This is a genomic window from Ruegeria sp. D4 (genome assembly GCF_056534475.1).
Map to the genome: position 1 here is coordinate 102,034 of NZ_JBQFPJ010000010.1, position 16,810 is coordinate 118,843.

Here is a 16,810-nt window from a genome sequence, read left to right on the forward strand (position 1 = left end):
TTCAACGTCCGCGAATACGCGGGTCCAGAGCGTCGCGCAGACCGTCACCCAGATAGTTGACGCTTAGCACCGTCAGCGAGATCGCAAGACCGGGCCAGAACACGCGTTCGGGGTATTGCTGCAGATAGTCGACACCGTCAAACAGCAACCGGCCCCAGGTCGGGAAGTCCGGCGGAAAGCCCAGGCCCAGGAAGGACAGTGCGCTTTCGGTGATGATCGCGGTGGCGATGCCCAGCGTGGCGGAGACCATGATCGGGGACAGCACATTGGGCAGGATGTGCCGCGTGATGATCTGTCCGTTGCTTGTCCCGATCGAGCGCGCGGCCAGAACGAACTCCCGCTCCTTGATCGCCAGAACATCTCCGCGCACGATCCGTGCGGTCGGCATCCACGACGTGACGCCGATTGCGGCGACGATCAGGATGAAAATCCCGCGCTCCAGCCCGAATGCCGCTGACAGCGGTTCTCGGAACAGCAGCATCATGACTAGAAGCAATGGCAGCAGGGGCAGGGCCAGGAACAGATCGGTCAGGCGCATCAACGGCCCGTCCAGCTGTTTGAAGAACCCGGCCAGAACGCCGATGAAAGATCCCAGGAACAACGCCAGCAACATCGCGGTGATGCCCACGGAGACCGAGGTTTGCCCGCCTGACATCATACGGGCCAGAATGTCACGGCCCAACTGGTCCGTTCCAAACGGATGCGACCAGCTTGGCCCCTGATTGCGGGACCGGATGTCGATCTGTGTCGGGTCGATGCTCCACAGATAAGGACCAATGTAGACGCCGGCCACGATGAAGATAAACAGGACGGCCCCGATCATCGCGCCCTTGTGGGTCTTGAACTGATCCCAGACATCGCGCCACTGACTGCGGGGCGGGGTGGCCAGTTCCTCCAGCACGTCTGCCGTTGGCAGAGCGGTCGAGGCCGGGGCAAGCCCTTCGTCCGGAACCAGAGAATCCGTGCGATCATGATCAGTCATAGCGAATCCTCGGGTCCAGAATGCCATACAGGACGTCTGCGATCAGGTTGAACAGCACGATCAGGACGGCGAAGATGAAAGTCAGGGTCTGCACCATCGGCAGGTCATTGGCCTGAATGGCCCCGATCAGCAACTGGCCGATGCCGTTCACCTTGAAGACCTGCTCGGTAATGATGGCGCCGCCGAATATGGCGGGAATGCCCAGAGCAATCACGGTGACAACTGGAATCATCGAGTTGCGCAGCACGTGGACCATCACGACGGTGTATTCGCTGAGGCCCTTGGCGCGGGCGGTGCGGACGTAGTCCTGGTTGAGGTTATCCAGCATCGAGGCGCGCATGAACCGGCTGAGTTGTGCGGTGATCTGAAGCGCCAGAACCATGACAGGCATGATCATCTGCTTCAGCTGCACGACAAAGCTGTCCCAGCTGTCGACCACATGTGTTGTGTCATAGATAGATGGGAACCAGCCAAGTTGGACCGAGAAGATCACGATCACCAGCACGCCCGAGAAGAAAGGCGGGACCGAGAAGCCGACCATCGACACGAATGTACCCATCTGATCGAACCAGGAATACTGGCGGTATGCGGAATAGATGCCGATGGGCAGCGCGATAAGGATGGCGACCACATAGGCGGTGCCGACGACCCACAGGGTCTGCGGGATACGCTGAACGACGATGTCCATGACGGGCGAGCGGGTCTGCCACGAAATCACACGCAGATCGCCTTCGGAGAAGGTCGTGCCGAACATCGAGTCGATCAACACCTGCGGTTCAATCCAGAAGAACTGCACGATCCATTTCCAGAACCGGATATGCATCGGCTGCCCGAGGCCAAGCGCCTCGCGCATCTTCTCTTTGACTTCGGGAGGGACGGTAAGCGGAACCTGCGCCATGGGATCGCCGGGTGCGAGTTCAAGCAGCAGGAAGATGACGAGACTGATGAACAGGAGCGTCGGAACGGCCAGAATCAGTCGTCTGATGGTGAAGTTGAGCATCAAAAGGCGCCTTTATTGTGCGTCTTCTTGTTGGAGTGGTGTGCAAATGACCGCGCCCCGATACAGATCGGGGCGCAGCTTTGCAACTTGATGTTTAGGATCCGGTCTTGCGGTACCAGTCTGCTGCGTTCCACAGCTCACTGTCCCAAACATTCAGGATCACGCCACCCAGGGTGTTTGCGTGCGCCGACAGACGGCCACGGTGCACCAGCGGGATCATACCGCCGTTTTCTACCATGATGTCGTTCAGACGACGGGCGATTTTCGCACGCTCTTCCGCACCGGCGGTTTCGGCCAGCTGACCATGCAGCTTGTCGAATTCTTCGTTGCAGAAGCGGCTGATATTCTCACCCTGCCACTGCGATTCCGGCTTGGGAGCCTTGTCGCACAGGCCGTTGCCCAGATAGGACTGCGGGTCGGTGCCGTTGAAGGTGTTAGCGTACATTTCAACGTCCGCATAGAACTTCTGGAAGGTGTCGGGCGAACCCGGGTCACCGCCGAAGAAGACCGACGCGTTGATGTTGCGCAGCTCGGTTTCGATACCGATCTGGCTCCACCATTCCTTGATCAGCGCCTGGAAGTCCTGACGGACGGCGTTGGTCGAGGTCTGGTAGACGATCTTCAGCGGAACGCCGTCTTTTTCACGAACGCCGTCGCCATCAGAGTCTACGATACCCGCGTCATCCAGCAGTTTCTTCGCACCTTCGATGTCCTGCGTGTCACAGGAAAAGGTGTCCGAATTCACGGCAGCCGGGGCCGGAACCCAGTTACAAGTGACCTGACCGGCCTGGCCATAGCCGATTTCCACCAGCAGCGGACGGTCGATTGCCAGAGACATCGCCTTGTAAACCGCAGGATCCTGCAGGAACGGGTGCGGATGCGCAGCAGTCGAACGCTCGCCTTCCGGCAGATCGGGCGACGGGTTGGTCTGGTTCAGCATGATGCGCTCGACCAGCGGGCCGAAGCCTGCGACCGGAGTGCCCTTGCCGCCTTCCTGCATCTGCTGGATCACCTCGGGTGCCAGCTGCAGGTTCCAGGCATAGTCAAACTCGCCGGTTTCCATCACCGCGCGGCCCGCTGCAGTTGCGTCACCGCCACCTTTGAAGGTCAGCGTCGCAAAGGCAGGTTTTGCCGGATCACGGTAGTTGTCGTTGGCCTTCATGGTGATCACGTCGTTCGGCTTGAACTCGGTGACGACAAACGGGCCGGTGCCGATCGGGTTAAAGTTCTGCTCGGTGCATTCGGGGGCTTTCGCGCCCAGGCAGTCGGCAAACTGTGCGGCCTGAATGATCGGGCTTTCGCCGCCAACAAACGGACCATAGGGGAACGGGGTCGGTGCATCGAACGTGACTTTTACGGTCAGGTCGTCCACGGCTTCGACCGATGTGACGCCTTCGAATTTGGTCACCTGCGCGCAGCCACCTTCGGGGTGCATGCAGTAGTCAGCGGTGAATTTCACGTCCGCAGAAGTGAACGGACTACCATCCGACCAGGTGATTCCCGGTGCGATTTTCCAGGTGATCGAGGTCAGATCTTCGCTGACACCGCCGTTTTCAACGGTTGGAATTTCCGATGCCAGATAAGGCACCATGTTGCCGTCCTGGTCGTAGCGGGCGAGCGGTTCGATCACCAGCGAGGCCGACTCCACATCCTTGGTGCCACCCGAAAGGAACGGGTTCAGGATCGACGGTGCCTGCCAGTAAATGATGCTGACATTGCCGTCCGATCCGCGCTCGGCAAAGGCCATCGGGGCCATCGCTGTGCTTGCAATCGCACCAAGCAAAAGGGTTTTGATTTTCATCATACACTCCATGTTGGACACATTCGTGTCTCGATTATCTCCGCAAGGCCTGCGGGTTTGGCGTTGCCGTGTGGGAATGTAAGGCGCTGAAAAGAAACATGTATGCAAGCCACGCTTCGCGAATTCCGCCATCTCCCAAAAACGGTTACGCGGCGTATCGAAACAGAGTTTTGGAAAATTGCAAGCCTTGCCTTAAGGAAAACCTGCAATGCGTTTGACTTTTCCCTTCCTGCCGCCTTAGCGTTTGGCATTCAAAAATAACAAGCCGCCAAGGGGAGCGTGCGCGTGCTGGATCAGCCTATTGCCCAGATCAAGAATCTCAGGGTCGAATTTCAGACCAAGGATGGTCCGGTGGTCGGGGTCGAAGATGTCTCGTTTTCGGTCCATCCCGGCGAAACCGTATGTATCGTTGGTGAATCGGGGTCGGGGAAATCGGTCTCGTCTTTGTCGCTGATGCGGCTGGTGGAATTCGGCGGTGGTGAGATCGCGGGTGGGCAACTGCTGTTTGACCGGCGCGACAAGACCGAAATGGACCTGTCTGTGGCCGATCAGAATCTGATGAAACAGATTCGCGGCAACGAGATCGGAATGATCTTTCAGGAGCCGATGACAGCGCTGAACCCCGTTTTTACCGTCGGCCGGCAGTTGACCGAAGGGTTGCGGATCCACAAGAACCTGTCCAAGTCGCAGGCCGAGGACCGCGCGCTGGAACTGCTGCGTCAGGTCCGCATTCCGGAACCCGAACGGCGACTGAAGCAATATCCGCACGAATTGTCTGGCGGCATGCGCCAGCGGGTGGTGATCGCCATGGCCATGGCCTGCGAGCCGCGCCTGCTGATCGCCGATGAACCCACCACAGCACTGGACGTGACCATTCAGGCCGAGATCCTCGCGCTGATGGACCGGCTCAAGCGGGAAACCGGCACGGCGGTGATGTTCATCACCCATGACATGGCGGTTGTGGCGCAGATGGCCGACCGCGTCGTGGTCATGTTCCGCGGCAACAAGGTCGAAGAGGGCACGGTCAAGGAAATCTTCGAGAATCCGCAGCACGATTACACCAAGGCGCTGCTGGCCGCTGTTCCGAAACTGGGCGAAATGCAGGGAAAATCGGCTCCGGAACCGATGAAGCTGCTGGGTGTCGAAGGGCAGAACATCGCGCCAATCCCCGGCACTGAAGAAGTTCTGCTGTCCGTCAAGAACCTGACCACCCGGTTCCCCGTCAAGGGGGGGCTGCTGCGTCGCACGATTTCCAATGTGCACGCGGTCGAAGACGTTTCGTTCACCCTGAACAAGGGCCAGACGCTGAGCCTTGTGGGCGAATCAGGGTGCGGCAAATCTTCGGCGGGTCGGTCGATCCTGCGGCTGGTCGAGCCGATGGCAGGTGAGGTCAATCTGGATGGCCTTGATATCATGAAACTGGATTCTGCGGGTCTGCGCAAAGCGCGGCTGGATATGCAGATGATCTTTCAGGACCCGTTCGCCTCGCTCAATCCGCAGATGCAGCTGATCGATCAGGTGGCCGAACCGATGCGCAACTACGGTGTCGCGTCCGGCTCGGAGTTGCAGGACCGTGTGGCGCAACTGTTCGACAAGGTACAGTTGCCGCGCAGCTTCATGCGTCGTTTCCCGCACGAGATGTCGGGTGGTCAGCGGCAGCGGATCGCGATTGCCCGAGCGCTGGCGCTGAACCCCAAACTGATCGTCGCGGACGAGGCGGTATCGGCGCTTGACGTATCGGTCCAGGCGCAGGTTCTGAACCTGATGATGGAGCTTCAGTCGGAACTTGGCCTCAGCTATCTGTTCATCAGCCACGACATGGCCGTGGTCGAGCGGGTCAGCCACCATGTCGGCGTCATGTATCTGGGCCGCATTGTCGAACTTGGCCCGCGTGCCCGGGTGTTCGAGAACCCGCAGCACGCCTATACTCAGGCGCTGATGAAGGCTGTTCCGATTGCCGATCCGAACCAGCGGAAATCGGAAAAGGATCTGAATTTCAAGCCGATCCCGTCGCCAATTCATCCAATCGGCTATAAACCCGAACCTTCAGAATACCGCGAGGTCGAGCCGAGTCACTTCGTCCTAACCACGGATAGCGGTTACTGATCCCCATGCCGCACCGCCTGACGCCGCTTGAGATCATGACGCGCCTGATCTCGTTCCCGACGGTGAGCCGTGAGACCAACCTGCCTCTGGTGGACTGGGTCGAAGCCTACTTGGCCAGCCACGGCATCACGTCGCATCGCTGGCCCGATCCGAACCAGCCACACAAAGCCGCCCTACTGGCCCATGTCGGCCCCTGGCAGGAAGGGGCGGTTGTCCTGTCCGGCCATACCGATGTCGTGCCCGTTGACGGGCAGTCATGGGACAGCGACCCGTTCACTGTTGTTGAAAGAGACGGCAAATATTTCGGGCGCGGAGCCTGCGACATGAAGGGCTTTGACGCACTGGCCATCTGGGCTTTGGTCGAGGCGCAATACGCGGATCTCAAACGACCTCTGCAACTGGCGCTGAGCTTTGATGAGGAGGTTGGCTGCACCGGAGCCCCGCCGATGATCGAAGCCATGCAGGAGGTTCTGCCCAAGGGATCCGCCGTGATCGTGGGCGAGCCGTCGATGATGCAGGCCGTCACGGGCCACAAGGGCAGCTTCGGGTATGATACACATGTTGTCGGGTTTGAGGTCCACAGCTCGATCATGCATACCGGGGTCAACGCGATCATGTCGGCGGCGCCGCTGATCGATTGGGCCAACGATCGTAATGCCGAGAACATGGCAGCCGAACCGAGTGATGTCGCCGCGATATTCGACCCGCCCTGGACCACCTGCCATGTCGGGATGATCGAAGGGGGAACAGCGCATAATATCACTGCCAAGGACTGCCGGTTCATGATGGACTTCCGAGTGGTGCCCGGTGAACAGGCATCGCACTGGAGAACGGACTATCTGAAGCAGGTGCGGCAGATCGAAGCCCGGATGCAGCAGGTCCACCCGGAAGCGCGCATCGACGTGGCCGAGGATTTTGCAGTACCGGCGCTGGTGCCCGAACCTGATGGAGAGGCCGAGGCCTTGGTGCGATCCCTGACGGGGGACAATGCCTCGCATGTTGTCAGCTACGGGACTGAAGCGGGGCAGTTTCAGGAAGCGGGCTATTCAGCGGTTATTTGCGGCCCCGGCGATATTGCAGAGGCCCATCAGCCGAACGAGTTCATAACGATTGCACAGTTCAATGAAGGTCACAGATTTATGGAGCGGCTGGTAAACAAGCTCGGCGCCTGAGATTTGTGGCCATTTGGTCGATATTGAAACTCTTGTCACAGGAGGATGAAAATGCCCGTCAAAAACAGGCTAGCCGAAATGCATGGCGAGATCACCAAATGGCGCCGCCATCTGCATGCCAATCCAGAATTGATGTATGACGTCCACGAAACGGCCGCCTTTGTAACAGAGCGCCTGAAAGCGTTTGGCGTAGATGAGATTACGCCCGGTATCGGCAAAACAGGCGTTGTTGGCGTGATCCGGGGGCGGACCGACACGAAGGGTCGTGTCGTGGGTCTGCGCGCCGATATGGATGCGCTGCCCATCGAAGAGGCAACCGGGCTCGACTATGCCTCGATCGTGCCGGGCAAGATGCATGCCTGCGGGCATGACGGCCATACCTCGATGCTGCTGGGGGCGGCACAGTATCTGGCTGAGACCCGGAATTTTGATGGGACCGTTGTTCTGATTTTCCAGCCCGCCGAAGAAGGCGGCGCGGGCGGATTGGCGATGTGTCAGGATGGCCTGATGGAACGATGGGGCATTCAGGAAGTATACGGCATGCACAATATGCCGGGTCTTCCGGTGGGAGAGTTCGCCATTCGACCTGGTGCCTTGCTGGCCTCGTCCGACGAGTTCGAGATTGTTGTGATGGGCAAGGGCGGGCACGCCGCCGCGCCGCATGATGCGGTGGACACAACACTTGTCGCATCTCATATAGTCGTGGCTTTGCAGTCGGTTGTGTCGCGCACCGTCGATCCGATCAAGCGTGTGGTGCTGACGGTCGGTACCTTCGTGACTGATAGCGTTGCGTCAAACGTGATCGCGCACACGGTGCGGCTGCAGGGCACGGTGCGAACGCTGGATCCCGAGTATCGCGCCATCGCGGAAGAGCGGGTGCGCCGGATCGCCGAGGACACGGCCTCGGCCTTTGGTGCAACGGCAAAAGTGATCTGGACGCCGGGGTACCCGGCGACTGTCAATACCGATGCGGAAACAGGCTATGCTGCCGAAGCTGCGGCGGCTGTTGCCGGCAAGGTGAATGATAGCGTCGATCCGATCATGCCGTCGGAAGATTTCGCCTACATGCTTGAAGAACGGCCGGGCGCCTACATCTTTGTTGGCAATGGGGACACCGCCATGTGCCACCATCCTGAATATAACTTTGATGACGAAGCCATACCCGCGGGCTGCAGTTGGTACGCGGAAGTGGTGGAACGACGAATGCCTGTCGCATGACACACAGGGGAGAATGACATGCCTATCAAGAACCGCCTTGCCGAGATGCAGGAAGAAATCACCGCTTGGCGACGGGATCTTCATGAAAATCCGGAAATACTGTTCGAAACGCATCGCACCAGCGCGGTGGTCGCCGACAAGCTGAAGGAATTCGGCTGTGACGAGATTGTAACCGGCATCGGGCGAACCGGCGTTGTTGGCGTGATCAAGGGCAAGTCGGATACCAAAGGCAAGGTCATCGGACTTCGGGCGGATATGGATGCGCTACCGATCCATGAGGCGACCGGGCTGGACTATGCATCGAAAACTCCGGGTGCCATGCATGCCTGTGGCCATGACGGGCATACGGCGATGTTGTTGGGGGCCGCAAAATATCTGGCTGAAACCCGCAATTTCGATGGAACGGTTGTGGTCATCTTCCAACCTGCCGAAGAAGGCGGCGGCGGCGGGCGCGAGATGTGCGAAGATGGCATGATGGATCGCTGGAATATTCAGGAAGTCTATGGAATGCACAACTGGCCTGGTAAGCCCGTAGGGTCGTTTGCGATCCGTCCGGGTGCGTTCTTTGCAGCTACTGACCAGTTCGACATCACGTTCGAAGGCCTTGGCGGCCACGCGGCCAAACCACATGAAACTGTTGATACGACCGTCCTGGCCGCCAATGCAGTTTTGGCGTTGCAGACCATCGCTTCGCGTAATGCCGATCCGGTCGATCAGATTGTGGTATCCGTAACCTCGTTCGAAACCTCCTCCAAGGCTTTCAACGTGATCCCTCAGACGGTTCAGATCAAGGGAACCGTGCGCACCATGAGCAATGCTATGCGGGATCTGGCTGAGCGACGGATCAACGAAATCTGCAACGGCGTTGCCGCGACTTACGGTGGGACCGCTGATGTGACCTATATCCGAGGCTATCCGGTCATGGTGAACAGCGACGAGCAGACCGATTTTGCGGCGGACGTGGCGCGTTCAGTCTCAGGCGCTTGCGAGGAGGCACCTCTGGTCATGGGCGGCGAGGATTTTGCCTTTATGCTGGAAGAACGTCCGGGCGCTTATATTCTGGTTGGCAACGGCGACACGGCGATGGTGCATCACCCGCAATACAACTTCAATGATGAGGCCATTCCGGCAGGATGCAGTTGGTGGGCCGAGATTGTCGAGCAAAGGATGCCGACCGCCTGACGGCAAAGGCGATGGGGGCTCTGCCCCCGTCGCGCCCATGGCGCGCCTCCCCCGGGATATTTTTAGCCAGATGAAGCGTGGACCCCGCGGGCGATCACGTGAGAGAAAGATACTTGCAGAGTGTATCTGTGACGTCGTCCAGCGCCGATTTTTGAGTGTTCACGCAGGATTTGACGGCGCTTTGGGCTTCCGCTAATGCCACTTTGTCGCTCAGCCAAGTGGTAACGGCCGTGGCAAGGTCTTGTGCTGTCCGCACCTCGATTGTGCCGCCACTTTCGATCAGAGGCGCAAATGTTTCGGCAAAGTTGAAATACCCCGGCCCGGTAATGACGGCCGCGCCGGCCTGTGCCGGTTCAAACGGATTGTGACCGCCGATTTCCTTGAGCGAGCCGCCCAAAAATACGATCGGACACAAGGCATACCATGTTCCGGTTTCGCCGAGGGTATCGGCGACGTAGACCTGCGTGTCTGCCGTGATCGGCATGTCGGCAGAGCGCAGCGACATGGAAAAGCCGGCCTGCTGGATCAATGCGCCGAAATCTGCGCGCCGTTCAGGATGGCGGGGGATCAGCAGGAGTAGCAGGTCGGGCCAGCTTTCCAGCAATTGCGCGTGGGCCGCCAGCACGATTTCCTCTTCTCCGGCATGGGTGGAACTGGCGATCCAGACCGGCCGCCCGGCAATCTGGCTGCGGATGCTGGTCAGCGTTTCCTTGTTCACGGGCAGGGGGTCGGACATCGACTTGAGGTTGGTCCCGGGCTTGACCCGGTCAGCTTGGGCCCCCATGGCCAGCAGGTTGGCCGCCGCCTTGTCGTTCTGGGTCAAAAACAAGCGAAACTGTTCAAGGATGAACCGTGCTGTTCGCGGACGCTTTTTCCAGCCAGCGACCGATTTATCCGACAGTCGGGCATTGAGCAGGGCAAGCGGCATTCCCAGGTGCGAGGCCTCGACAATCAGGTGCGGCCAGATTTCGCTTTCGACGAAGATCCCGGCATCGGGCTTCCAATGGGCCAGAAACCGTCTGACGGGGCCGCCTGTGTCCAGCGGCGGGTACTGGTGGCGCGTTCTGGGCGGAAGCCGCTTTTCGATAAGGGCCGCCGAGGTCGGAGTGCCGGATGTGATCAGGAAATGCGCATCTGGCAGCTTCTCCGCCAGCCGATTGATCAGGCTGAGAACGGACAGGCTTTCTCCGACGCTGGCGGCGTGAAACCAGACCAGGCGGCCATCTGGACGGGGCTGGCTTGCGTGGCCGAGGCGTTCCTGTTGCCGTGCCTGGGGAACCCCTGCAGCCTGCAGCTTGTTGCGCACGGTACGCCAGACAAGCGGTGCGGCAATTGAGGTCAGGCCGCAATACAATCGATAAAGCAGTGTCTGGCCGTTCCGGCGCGGCATGTCAGCCGCCTGTGTGGCTCATGTGGCGGCTCATCCGGCCATCTACCGCCTGACGGGAATAGTCGAAATCATGCCCCTTGGGTTTGAGGTTGATCGCAGCGCGGATCGCGTCTTCGAGCGGTTGTTCCGTATCCGGATGATCCCGCAGCGGATCGCGCAGATCGGCCATGTCTTCCTGGCCCAGGCACATGTACAGCTCGCCCGTACAGGTCAGCCGCACGCGGTTGCAGCTTTCGCAGAAATTGTGGCTGAGCGGCGTGATGAAGCCGATCTTCTGCCCCGTTTCCTCGAGCCGGACGTAGCGCGCAGGGCCGCCGGTCCGCTCGGCCAGATCGGTGACCCGGTATTGGTTTTCGTATTCGGCCCGTACATCCTTGAGTGACCAGTACTGATCCAGACGATCTTCGTTGCCGATGTCCCCCATCGGCATGACCTCGATCCAGGTCAGGTCCATGTCACGCTCGGTGCACCATTGCGTGATGCGCGGCAGTTCTTCCTCGTTGAAGCCTTTCAGAGCCACGGCATTGATCTTGATCCGCAATCCGGCTTTTTGTGCGGCATCAATGCCGTTCAGCACTTGTTTCAGGCGTCCCCAACGGGTGATGCGGGCGAATTTGTCGTCATCCAGCGTATCCAGCGACACGTTGATCCTGCGCACGCCCGCGGCATACAGATCCTCGGAAAAACGGTTTAGCTGTGATCCGTTGGTTGTCAGTGTCAGCTCTTTCAGCGCGCCGCTGTCCAGATGCCGGGTCATGGCGTTGAAAAAGCTCATGATGTTACGGCGCACCAGTGGTTCCCCGCCGGTTATGCGCAGCTTTTCGACGCCCAGCCGGACAAATGTCGAACACATGCGATCCAGCTCCTCGAGAGTCAGCAGGTCCTTCTTGGGCAGGAACGTCATGTTTTCGGACATGCAATAGACGCAGCGGAAATCGCAGCGATCCGTGACGGAAACACGGAGATAGGTGATGGCGCGCGCAAACGGGTCGATAAGAGGAGCTGTCATGCGACATAGGTAAAGCTGCGGCCTGCCCGCGACAAGGGTGAAGTTTCCTTTGCGCTGGCATAGATGGGCACAGATCGATAGGTTGTGGCCATGAGATATGCGGTTTTGGTGTTTTGCGCTTTGCTGGCGGGATGTGACGCGGTTCGGTCAACGACGGACCGGGTTTTTGGCGGTGGCGATGGCGCTGCCGAACAGGATGCTGCGACTGCCGGGGACGCGGTCGAACCGGAACCTGTTGCGGCCACTGCGGCTGGTTGGATCGGCGCCAGAACGACCGTCGCCGCGCTGGGTGATCCCACGACGCCGGGACGCTGGATGGAAACCCCTTTGGTCGAGACCGAGTTTACGGGCCGTGTTCTGGTCCCAAGTACGGGGGCGCAGGCCTATATTGCGCTGGTTCCGGCACCGGGACCTGAAAGCGGGGGCAGCCGTCTGTCGCTGGATGCAATGCGGGCACTTTTGTTGCCGCTCGACGCTCTGGTCGAACTTGAAGTCTATTCCAACTGATCTTTCAGGTATTTTCCGGCCTCGCGGCGGGCAAACGGCTTCATCTGGCTGCCATGCGCGGACAGAAACGCAATGACGCGGGACGGATCGTGTTTGGACAGTTCGCGCAGCCACCAGGCGACAGATTTCTGAATGAACCAGTCACGATCGGGAACATAACCCGCAGCCCAACCCAGAATACGGTCGCGGCGTTGCAGATCGTCGGGTTTGGGGTGGTTTTGCTTGGTCCAGGGCAGGGTGGCGACCAGAGCAGCCCTGCGGGTCCACATGTGGTCTGAGGTGGTCCAGAGCTCCACCTGATCCAGCCGTTCGGGGTCTGCTGTAAGGCGCTTTTGCATTGCCATGCAGGCGTGATCGGCCACCGCCCAGGCGTCAAAATCCGGCAACCAGCTGTGCAGCAGTTCCCAGACCGCCTGATCTGGCCGGATACGGGCCTGCGTCAGCAGTTTGGCAGCAGCAAGACGAGCCTCGTGAATGTTGCTCTGCCACAGAGCGTCCGCCACTTCTACGCGATCAGAAACATCCAGCTCTTGCCGCCACGACTTGGTGAGGTCGTTCAAAACCGGATTGGCAACCCCCAGATAAGGACGCTCGACCTTGTGATAGGCCGCAATCTGGTCTGCGCGCTCGGGGTCGGCATGAGCCTTGATCTGGTTGAGATAGCTATCCGGCATCGCCGCCCTTTTCCAAGGCACGGGTGGGGTGGCCGTCAATCGTGGAGTGGTTCTTGTCGACCCAATAGGCACGGATGTCCTCGTCGGATTTTCCGTCGACCCACTTTTGCATCGTGTCGCGGTCCGATTGGAATTCCATGAACGGAACCGCGTAGCCACAGGATGTTTGCACCATGTCGAGGCTGAGGTCATAGATCTGCCGCGCGCTGCGATGAGTGGGGAACAGGGCGGCCAGTTCGTCCCAGCCATCGTCGCCGACGTGCAGGGTATGTGCAGTGCCATAGGTGCGCAGGATCAGCGGGCGCGTGGTGAAGGAACACCACATCAGCGTCATGCGATTGGTCTGCAGCAAATGACCGGCGGTTTCGTTGCCACTGCCGGTCAGGTTCATCCAGACGATCCGGTTGGGCCCAAGAACACGTAATGAATCCATGCCCTTGGGCGAGATATTGACGCGACCTTCAGGCCCTGCGGTGCCAACGAAGAACATGTGCTGGTCTTCGATGAACTTGCGTTGGGCGGCGTCCAGTTCCGGGAATTGTTTGGACATTGTTCACTCCACCGTTACGGATTTGGCCAGGTTGCGCGGCTGATCCACATCCGTGCCCTTTGCGACAGCGGTGTGATAGGCCAGCAACTGGGCCGGCACCGAATACAGGATTGGCGCCAGGCTTGTATGGACATGCGGCATGCGGATCGTGTTCCAGACGCCGTCTTCCGCGTCGGTAATGCCGTCAGCGTCTGAGATGAGAATGACCTTGCCCTTGCGCGCCATGACCTCCTGCATGTTCGAAACTGTCTTGTCGAAAACGGCGTCGCGCGGGGCCATGACAACCACCGGCATATGCTTGTCGATCAGGGCGATGGGCCCGTGTTTCAATTCACCCGAGGCATAACCTTCCGCATGGATATAGCTGATTTCCTTGAGCTTTAGCGCCCCCTCCATGGCCAGTGGATACATCAGCCCCCGGCCCAGAAACAACACGTCGCGCGCCTCGGACAGGCGCTGAGCGGATTTGCGGATGGCTTGGCTTTGATCCAGCGCCGCGTTCAGGATTGTGGGCAGACCGCGCAAAGCTGCGGCGTGATCGGCCAGTTCTTCGTCGCTGAGCGTGCCCCGATCGGCGGCAGCTTTGAGCGCAAGCATCAGCAACACGCTCAACTGACACGTGAACGCCTTCGTCGATGCCACGCCGATTTCCACGCCGGCGTGGATCGGCAGGGCAATGTCACTTTCGCGGGCAATCGAGCTTTCGGGGACATTGACAACCGAAACGATCTTGTCCGCCTTGCCCTCGCAATAGCGCAGCGCGGCCAGTGTGTCGGCCGTTTCGCCTGACTGACTGACGAACAGGGCCAGTGTCCGATCAGTGATCGGTGGTTCGCGGTAGCGGAACTCGCTGGCGATATCGACTTCGACCGGCATTTTGGCCAGTTGTTCGAACCAGTATTTTGCGGTCAGGCAGGCATAGAAGGCTGTGCCGCAGGCCACCATGGTCAGCCGATCCAGTTTCGTGAAATCCAGATCCGCATCGGGCAACACGACCCGGTCGCCACCTGTCGGCAGATAGGACCGGATCGCCTCGGCCACCACGATCGGCTGTTCGGCGATTTCCTTGGCCATATAATGTTTGTGCCCGCCCTTGTCGGTTCGGGTGTGATCCAGTTTGATCCGGCGCGTTTCCCGGTTGGCCAGGTCACCCTTTTCATTGCGGATTTCCAGCGACGTGCGGGTCAGGACGGCGCGGTCGCCTTCCTCGAGATATGTGATCCTGTCTGTCAGCGGGGCCAGCGCAATGGCGTCCGAGCCAACGAACATCTCGCCATCGCCATGACCAATCGCCAGCGGAGAGCCTTTGCGGGCGGCAATGATCAGGTCATCCTCTCCATCGAACAGGAATGCTAGGGCAAAGGCACCTTCCAGCCGGTCGATCGTTTTAAAGGCGGCTTGAACCGCGTTCAGACCGGTTTTCATGTAGTGTTCGGTCATCAGGGCGACGGTTTCAGTATCGGTTTCGGTCTGGAAATCGATCCCGTTTTCTGCCAGCTCCGCACGCAATTCGCGGTAGTTTTCGACGATGCCGTTATGGACAACGGCCACCGGGCCCGCCCTGTGCGGATGGGCGTTGGTGACCGAAGGCGCGCCATGCGTGGCCCAGCGGGTGTGGCCGATACCCGATTTGCCGGGCAATGGGTCGTGCACCAGCAGATCGCTTAGGTTGACCAGCTTTCCAACGGCCCGCCGACGCCCCAGCGCGCCGTTGTTGACCGTTGCAATCCCCGCACTGTCGTAACCGCGATATTCCAGCCGCTTCAGCGCCTCGACCAGAATAGGGGCGGCTTCGTGCTGTCCCAGTACGCCAACAATACCACACATATTCTAGGCTCCTTTGTCGCGGCGAGCCTTCTTCGCCTTTAACATTTCAAACAATTTACGCGCATAACCCGGTTTGTTTTCCTGGCGTGAACGAGCCACGGCCAGTGCGTCGGGATCGACATTCCTGGTGACCACCGTGCCAGTGGCCGTCATTGCGCCGTCGCCCAGCGTGACCGGTGCCACCAACATAGTGTTGGAGCCGATGAAGACATCGTCACCAATCGTTGTTCGGTGCTTCATGACGCCGTCATAGTTGCAGGTGATGGTTCCGGCGCCGATATTGGTTCTGGCCCCGACCGAGGCATCGCCGACATAGCTGAGGTGATTGACCTTGGCACCTTCACCGATTTCTGCATTCTTGATTTCGACGAAATTTCCGATACGCGCATCTTCGGCCAATTCGGCGCCCTGACGCAGGCGGGCAAAGGGGCCAACGATGGCACCGCGGCTGACATGGCATCCTTCAAGATGCGAAAAGGCGCGGATCGTTGCGCCGCTTTCCACGGTAACGCCGGGGCCAAAAACCACATTTGGTTCAATCACGGTATCGCGCCCGATCACTGTGTCAGCAGCCAGGTACACGGTCTGCGGGTCCATCAGCGTGACGCCCAAATCCATCAGTTCTGCACGAGCGCGGGTTTGATAAACGGCATCTGCCGCCGCCAGATCGGCGCGGGAATTGACACCCAGTGTCTGGGCCTCATCACAGGCAACAGCGGTGACCTTCAGTCCGCGATTTCCGGCGATTTCAACAACATCGGTAAGGTAGTACTCGCCGGATGCATTGCCATTCCCGACCGCGTCGATCAGCGAGAACAGGGTCTGGGCATCGCAGGCCAAAAGGCCCGAATTGCAAAAGGTGATCGCGCGCTCCTCCTCGGAGGCGTCCTTGAATTCAACGATCCGTTCCAGTGTGTCGCCCTTCATGACCAGTCGGCCATAACGGGCGGGATCGGCCGCCTCGAACCCGAGAATGACAAGATCGTTCTCGGCCCGCGCGGCTACCATCCGTTCCAGAGTGTCCGGTTGCAGAAAGGGTGTGTCGCCATACAGAACCACGATATCGCCGGAAAACCCGTCCAACGCGCCGCGTGCCTGCGCGACCGCGTGGGCGGTACCCAGTTGCTCCTCCTGCATGGCGATATGCACGTCTTCATCCTCGGCCCGCGCGGCTTTGGCGACCGCCTCGGACCCGTGCCCGGTGACGATGACAGTGCGTTCGGGGGACAGAATTGCGCCGGCGCGCATGGCGTGAACCAGCATCGGGGCCTGCGCGATGGGATGCAGAACTTTTGGTATCTCCGAATTCATCCTGGTGCCTTTTCCGGCGGCGAGGATGACAAGGGCAGTGGTCATGAAATCGTTTTCTCTTTGTGTTTTGTTGTCGTCCGT

Annotated in this window: 14 protein-coding genes; 5 read left to right on the forward strand and 9 right to left on the reverse strand. The window is 59.5% G+C overall.

Annotation, left to right across the window (positions count from 1 at the left end; all coding sequences use genetic code 11):
- Window position 1 precedes the first annotated feature (1 nt).
- The 3 genes from ACR0MI_RS14585 to ACR0MI_RS14595 all read right to left on the reverse strand — a co-directional run bounded on the left by ACR0MI_RS14585 (window position 2) and on the right by ACR0MI_RS14595 (window position 3,783).
- Window positions 2-982, reverse strand: a complete 981-nt coding sequence (locus ACR0MI_RS14585; protein WP_170615305.1) for an ABC transporter permease — start codon at window positions 980-982, stop codon at window positions 2-4.
- Window positions 975-1,982 carry an ABC transporter permease gene (locus ACR0MI_RS14590; RefSeq protein ID WP_170615306.1) on the reverse strand — a complete coding sequence of 336 codons (1,008 nt, stop codon included), beginning with the start codon at window positions 1,980-1,982 and terminating at the stop codon, window positions 975-977. The genes ACR0MI_RS14585 and ACR0MI_RS14590 overlap by 8 nt, the downstream gene beginning before the upstream one ends.
- Before the next feature lie 94 nt (window positions 1,983-2,076).
- On the reverse strand, window positions 2,077-3,783 hold the full coding sequence (locus ACR0MI_RS14595; protein WP_170615308.1) for a peptide ABC transporter substrate-binding protein: 1,707 nt from the start codon (window positions 3,781-3,783) through the stop codon (window positions 2,077-2,079).
- A gap of 285 nt (window positions 3,784-4,068) precedes the next feature.
- On the opposite strand from ACR0MI_RS14595, the gene ACR0MI_RS14600 reads away from it, so the two are divergent.
- The 4 genes from ACR0MI_RS14600 to ACR0MI_RS14615 are packed head-to-tail and all read left to right on the forward strand — an operon-like array spanning window position 4,069 to window position 9,461.
- On the forward strand, window positions 4,069-5,889 hold the full coding sequence (locus ACR0MI_RS14600) for an ABC transporter ATP-binding protein (protein ID WP_170817067.1): 1,821 nt from the start codon (window positions 4,069-4,071) through the stop codon (window positions 5,887-5,889).
- Between the two features lie 5 nt (window positions 5,890-5,894).
- Entirely contained in the window at window positions 5,895-7,061 is a 1,167-nt protein-coding gene (gene argE, locus ACR0MI_RS14605; RefSeq protein WP_480854726.1) for an acetylornithine deacetylase, read from the forward strand.
- Window positions 7,062-7,112: 51 nt separating this feature from the next.
- Window positions 7,113-8,279, forward strand: coding sequence for a M20 aminoacylase family protein (locus tag ACR0MI_RS14610; protein ID WP_170615314.1), 1,167 nt, complete (start codon window positions 7,113-7,115; stop codon window positions 8,277-8,279).
- An 18-nt stretch (window positions 8,280-8,297) separates the two neighbouring features.
- The gene (locus ACR0MI_RS14615; RefSeq protein WP_170615316.1) at window positions 8,298-9,461 is read left to right on the forward strand and encodes a M20 aminoacylase family protein; all 1,164 of its coding nucleotides are present in this window, start codon (window positions 8,298-8,300) and stop codon (window positions 9,459-9,461) included.
- Between the two features lie 94 nt (window positions 9,462-9,555).
- Here ACR0MI_RS14615 and ACR0MI_RS14620 read toward each other — a convergent pair whose 3' ends face one another.
- Entirely contained in the window at window positions 9,556-10,851 is a 1,296-nt protein-coding gene (locus ACR0MI_RS14620) for a 3-deoxy-D-manno-octulosonic acid transferase (RefSeq protein WP_170615318.1), read from the reverse strand.
- Window position 10,852: 1 nt separating this feature from the next.
- Window positions 10,853-11,860 carry a GTP 3',8-cyclase MoaA gene (gene moaA, locus ACR0MI_RS14625; protein ID WP_170817066.1) on the reverse strand — a complete coding sequence of 336 codons (1,008 nt, stop codon included), beginning with the start codon at window positions 11,858-11,860 and terminating at the stop codon, window positions 10,853-10,855.
- Between the two features lie 90 nt (window positions 11,861-11,950).
- On the opposite strand from moaA, the gene ACR0MI_RS14630 reads away from it, so the two are divergent.
- Window positions 11,951-12,367, forward strand: a complete 417-nt coding sequence (locus ACR0MI_RS14630; RefSeq protein WP_170615322.1) for a hypothetical protein — start codon at window positions 11,951-11,953, stop codon at window positions 12,365-12,367.
- Here the strand turns inward: ACR0MI_RS14630 and ACR0MI_RS14635 are convergent.
- The 4 genes from ACR0MI_RS14635 to glmU are packed head-to-tail and all read right to left on the reverse strand — an operon-like array spanning window position 12,355 to window position 16,774.
- The gene (locus ACR0MI_RS14635; RefSeq protein WP_170615324.1) at window positions 12,355-13,041 is read right to left on the reverse strand and encodes a DNA alkylation repair protein; all 687 of its coding nucleotides are present in this window, start codon (window positions 13,039-13,041) and stop codon (window positions 12,355-12,357) included. The two genes, ACR0MI_RS14630 and ACR0MI_RS14635, sit on opposite strands and share 13 nt — an antisense overlap.
- Window positions 13,031-13,591, reverse strand: a complete 561-nt coding sequence (locus ACR0MI_RS14640) for a pyridoxamine 5'-phosphate oxidase family protein (RefSeq protein ID WP_170615326.1) — start codon at window positions 13,589-13,591, stop codon at window positions 13,031-13,033. The genes ACR0MI_RS14635 and ACR0MI_RS14640 overlap by 11 nt, the downstream gene beginning before the upstream one ends.
- 3 nt (window positions 13,592-13,594) lie before the next feature.
- On the reverse strand, window positions 13,595-15,418 hold the full coding sequence (gene glmS / locus ACR0MI_RS14645) for a glutamine--fructose-6-phosphate transaminase (isomerizing) (protein ID WP_170619702.1): 1,824 nt from the start codon (window positions 15,416-15,418) through the stop codon (window positions 13,595-13,597).
- Between the two features lie 3 nt (window positions 15,419-15,421).
- A complete protein-coding gene (glmU, locus tag ACR0MI_RS14650; RefSeq protein ID WP_170817065.1) occupies window positions 15,422-16,774 on the reverse strand; it encodes a bifunctional UDP-N-acetylglucosamine diphosphorylase/glucosamine-1-phosphate N-acetyltransferase GlmU in 1,353 nt (450 codons plus the stop codon).
- Window positions 16,775-16,810: the final 36 nt, after the last annotated feature.

Coding starts and splice junctions, on each gene's coding strand:
- glmU (WP_170817065.1), bottom strand. CDS start 16,774: ATGACCACTGCCCTTGTCATCCTCGCCGCCGGAAAAGGCACCAGGATG.
- ACR0MI_RS14620 (WP_170615318.1), bottom strand. CDS start 10,851: ATGCCGCGCCGGAACGGCCAGACACTGCTTTATCGATTGTATTGCGGC.
- ACR0MI_RS14585 (WP_170615305.1), bottom strand. CDS start 982: ATGACTGATCATGATCGCACGGATTCTCTGGTTCCGGACGAAGGGCTT.
- ACR0MI_RS14635 (WP_170615324.1), bottom strand. CDS start 13,041: ATGCCGGATAGCTATCTCAACCAGATCAAGGCTCATGCCGACCCCGAG.
- argE (WP_480854726.1), top strand. CDS start 5,895: ATGCCGCACCGCCTGACGCCGCTTGAGATCATGACGCGCCTGATCTCG.
- ACR0MI_RS14595 (WP_170615308.1), bottom strand. CDS start 3,783: ATGAAAATCAAAACCCTTTTGCTTGGTGCGATTGCAAGCACAGCGATG.
- ACR0MI_RS14610 (WP_170615314.1), top strand. CDS start 7,113: ATGCCCGTCAAAAACAGGCTAGCCGAAATGCATGGCGAGATCACCAAA.
- ACR0MI_RS14590 (WP_170615306.1), bottom strand. CDS start 1,982: ATGCTCAACTTCACCATCAGACGACTGATTCTGGCCGTTCCGACGCTC.
- ACR0MI_RS14640 (WP_170615326.1), bottom strand. CDS start 13,591: ATGTCCAAACAATTCCCGGAACTGGACGCCGCCCAACGCAAGTTCATC.
- glmS (WP_170619702.1), bottom strand. CDS start 15,418: ATGTGTGGTATTGTTGGCGTACTGGGACAGCACGAAGCCGCCCCTATT.
- ACR0MI_RS14615 (WP_170615316.1), top strand. CDS start 8,298: ATGCCTATCAAGAACCGCCTTGCCGAGATGCAGGAAGAAATCACCGCT.
- moaA (WP_170817066.1), bottom strand. CDS start 11,860: ATGACAGCTCCTCTTATCGACCCGTTTGCGCGCGCCATCACCTATCTC.
- ACR0MI_RS14630 (WP_170615322.1), top strand. CDS start 11,951: ATGAGATATGCGGTTTTGGTGTTTTGCGCTTTGCTGGCGGGATGTGAC.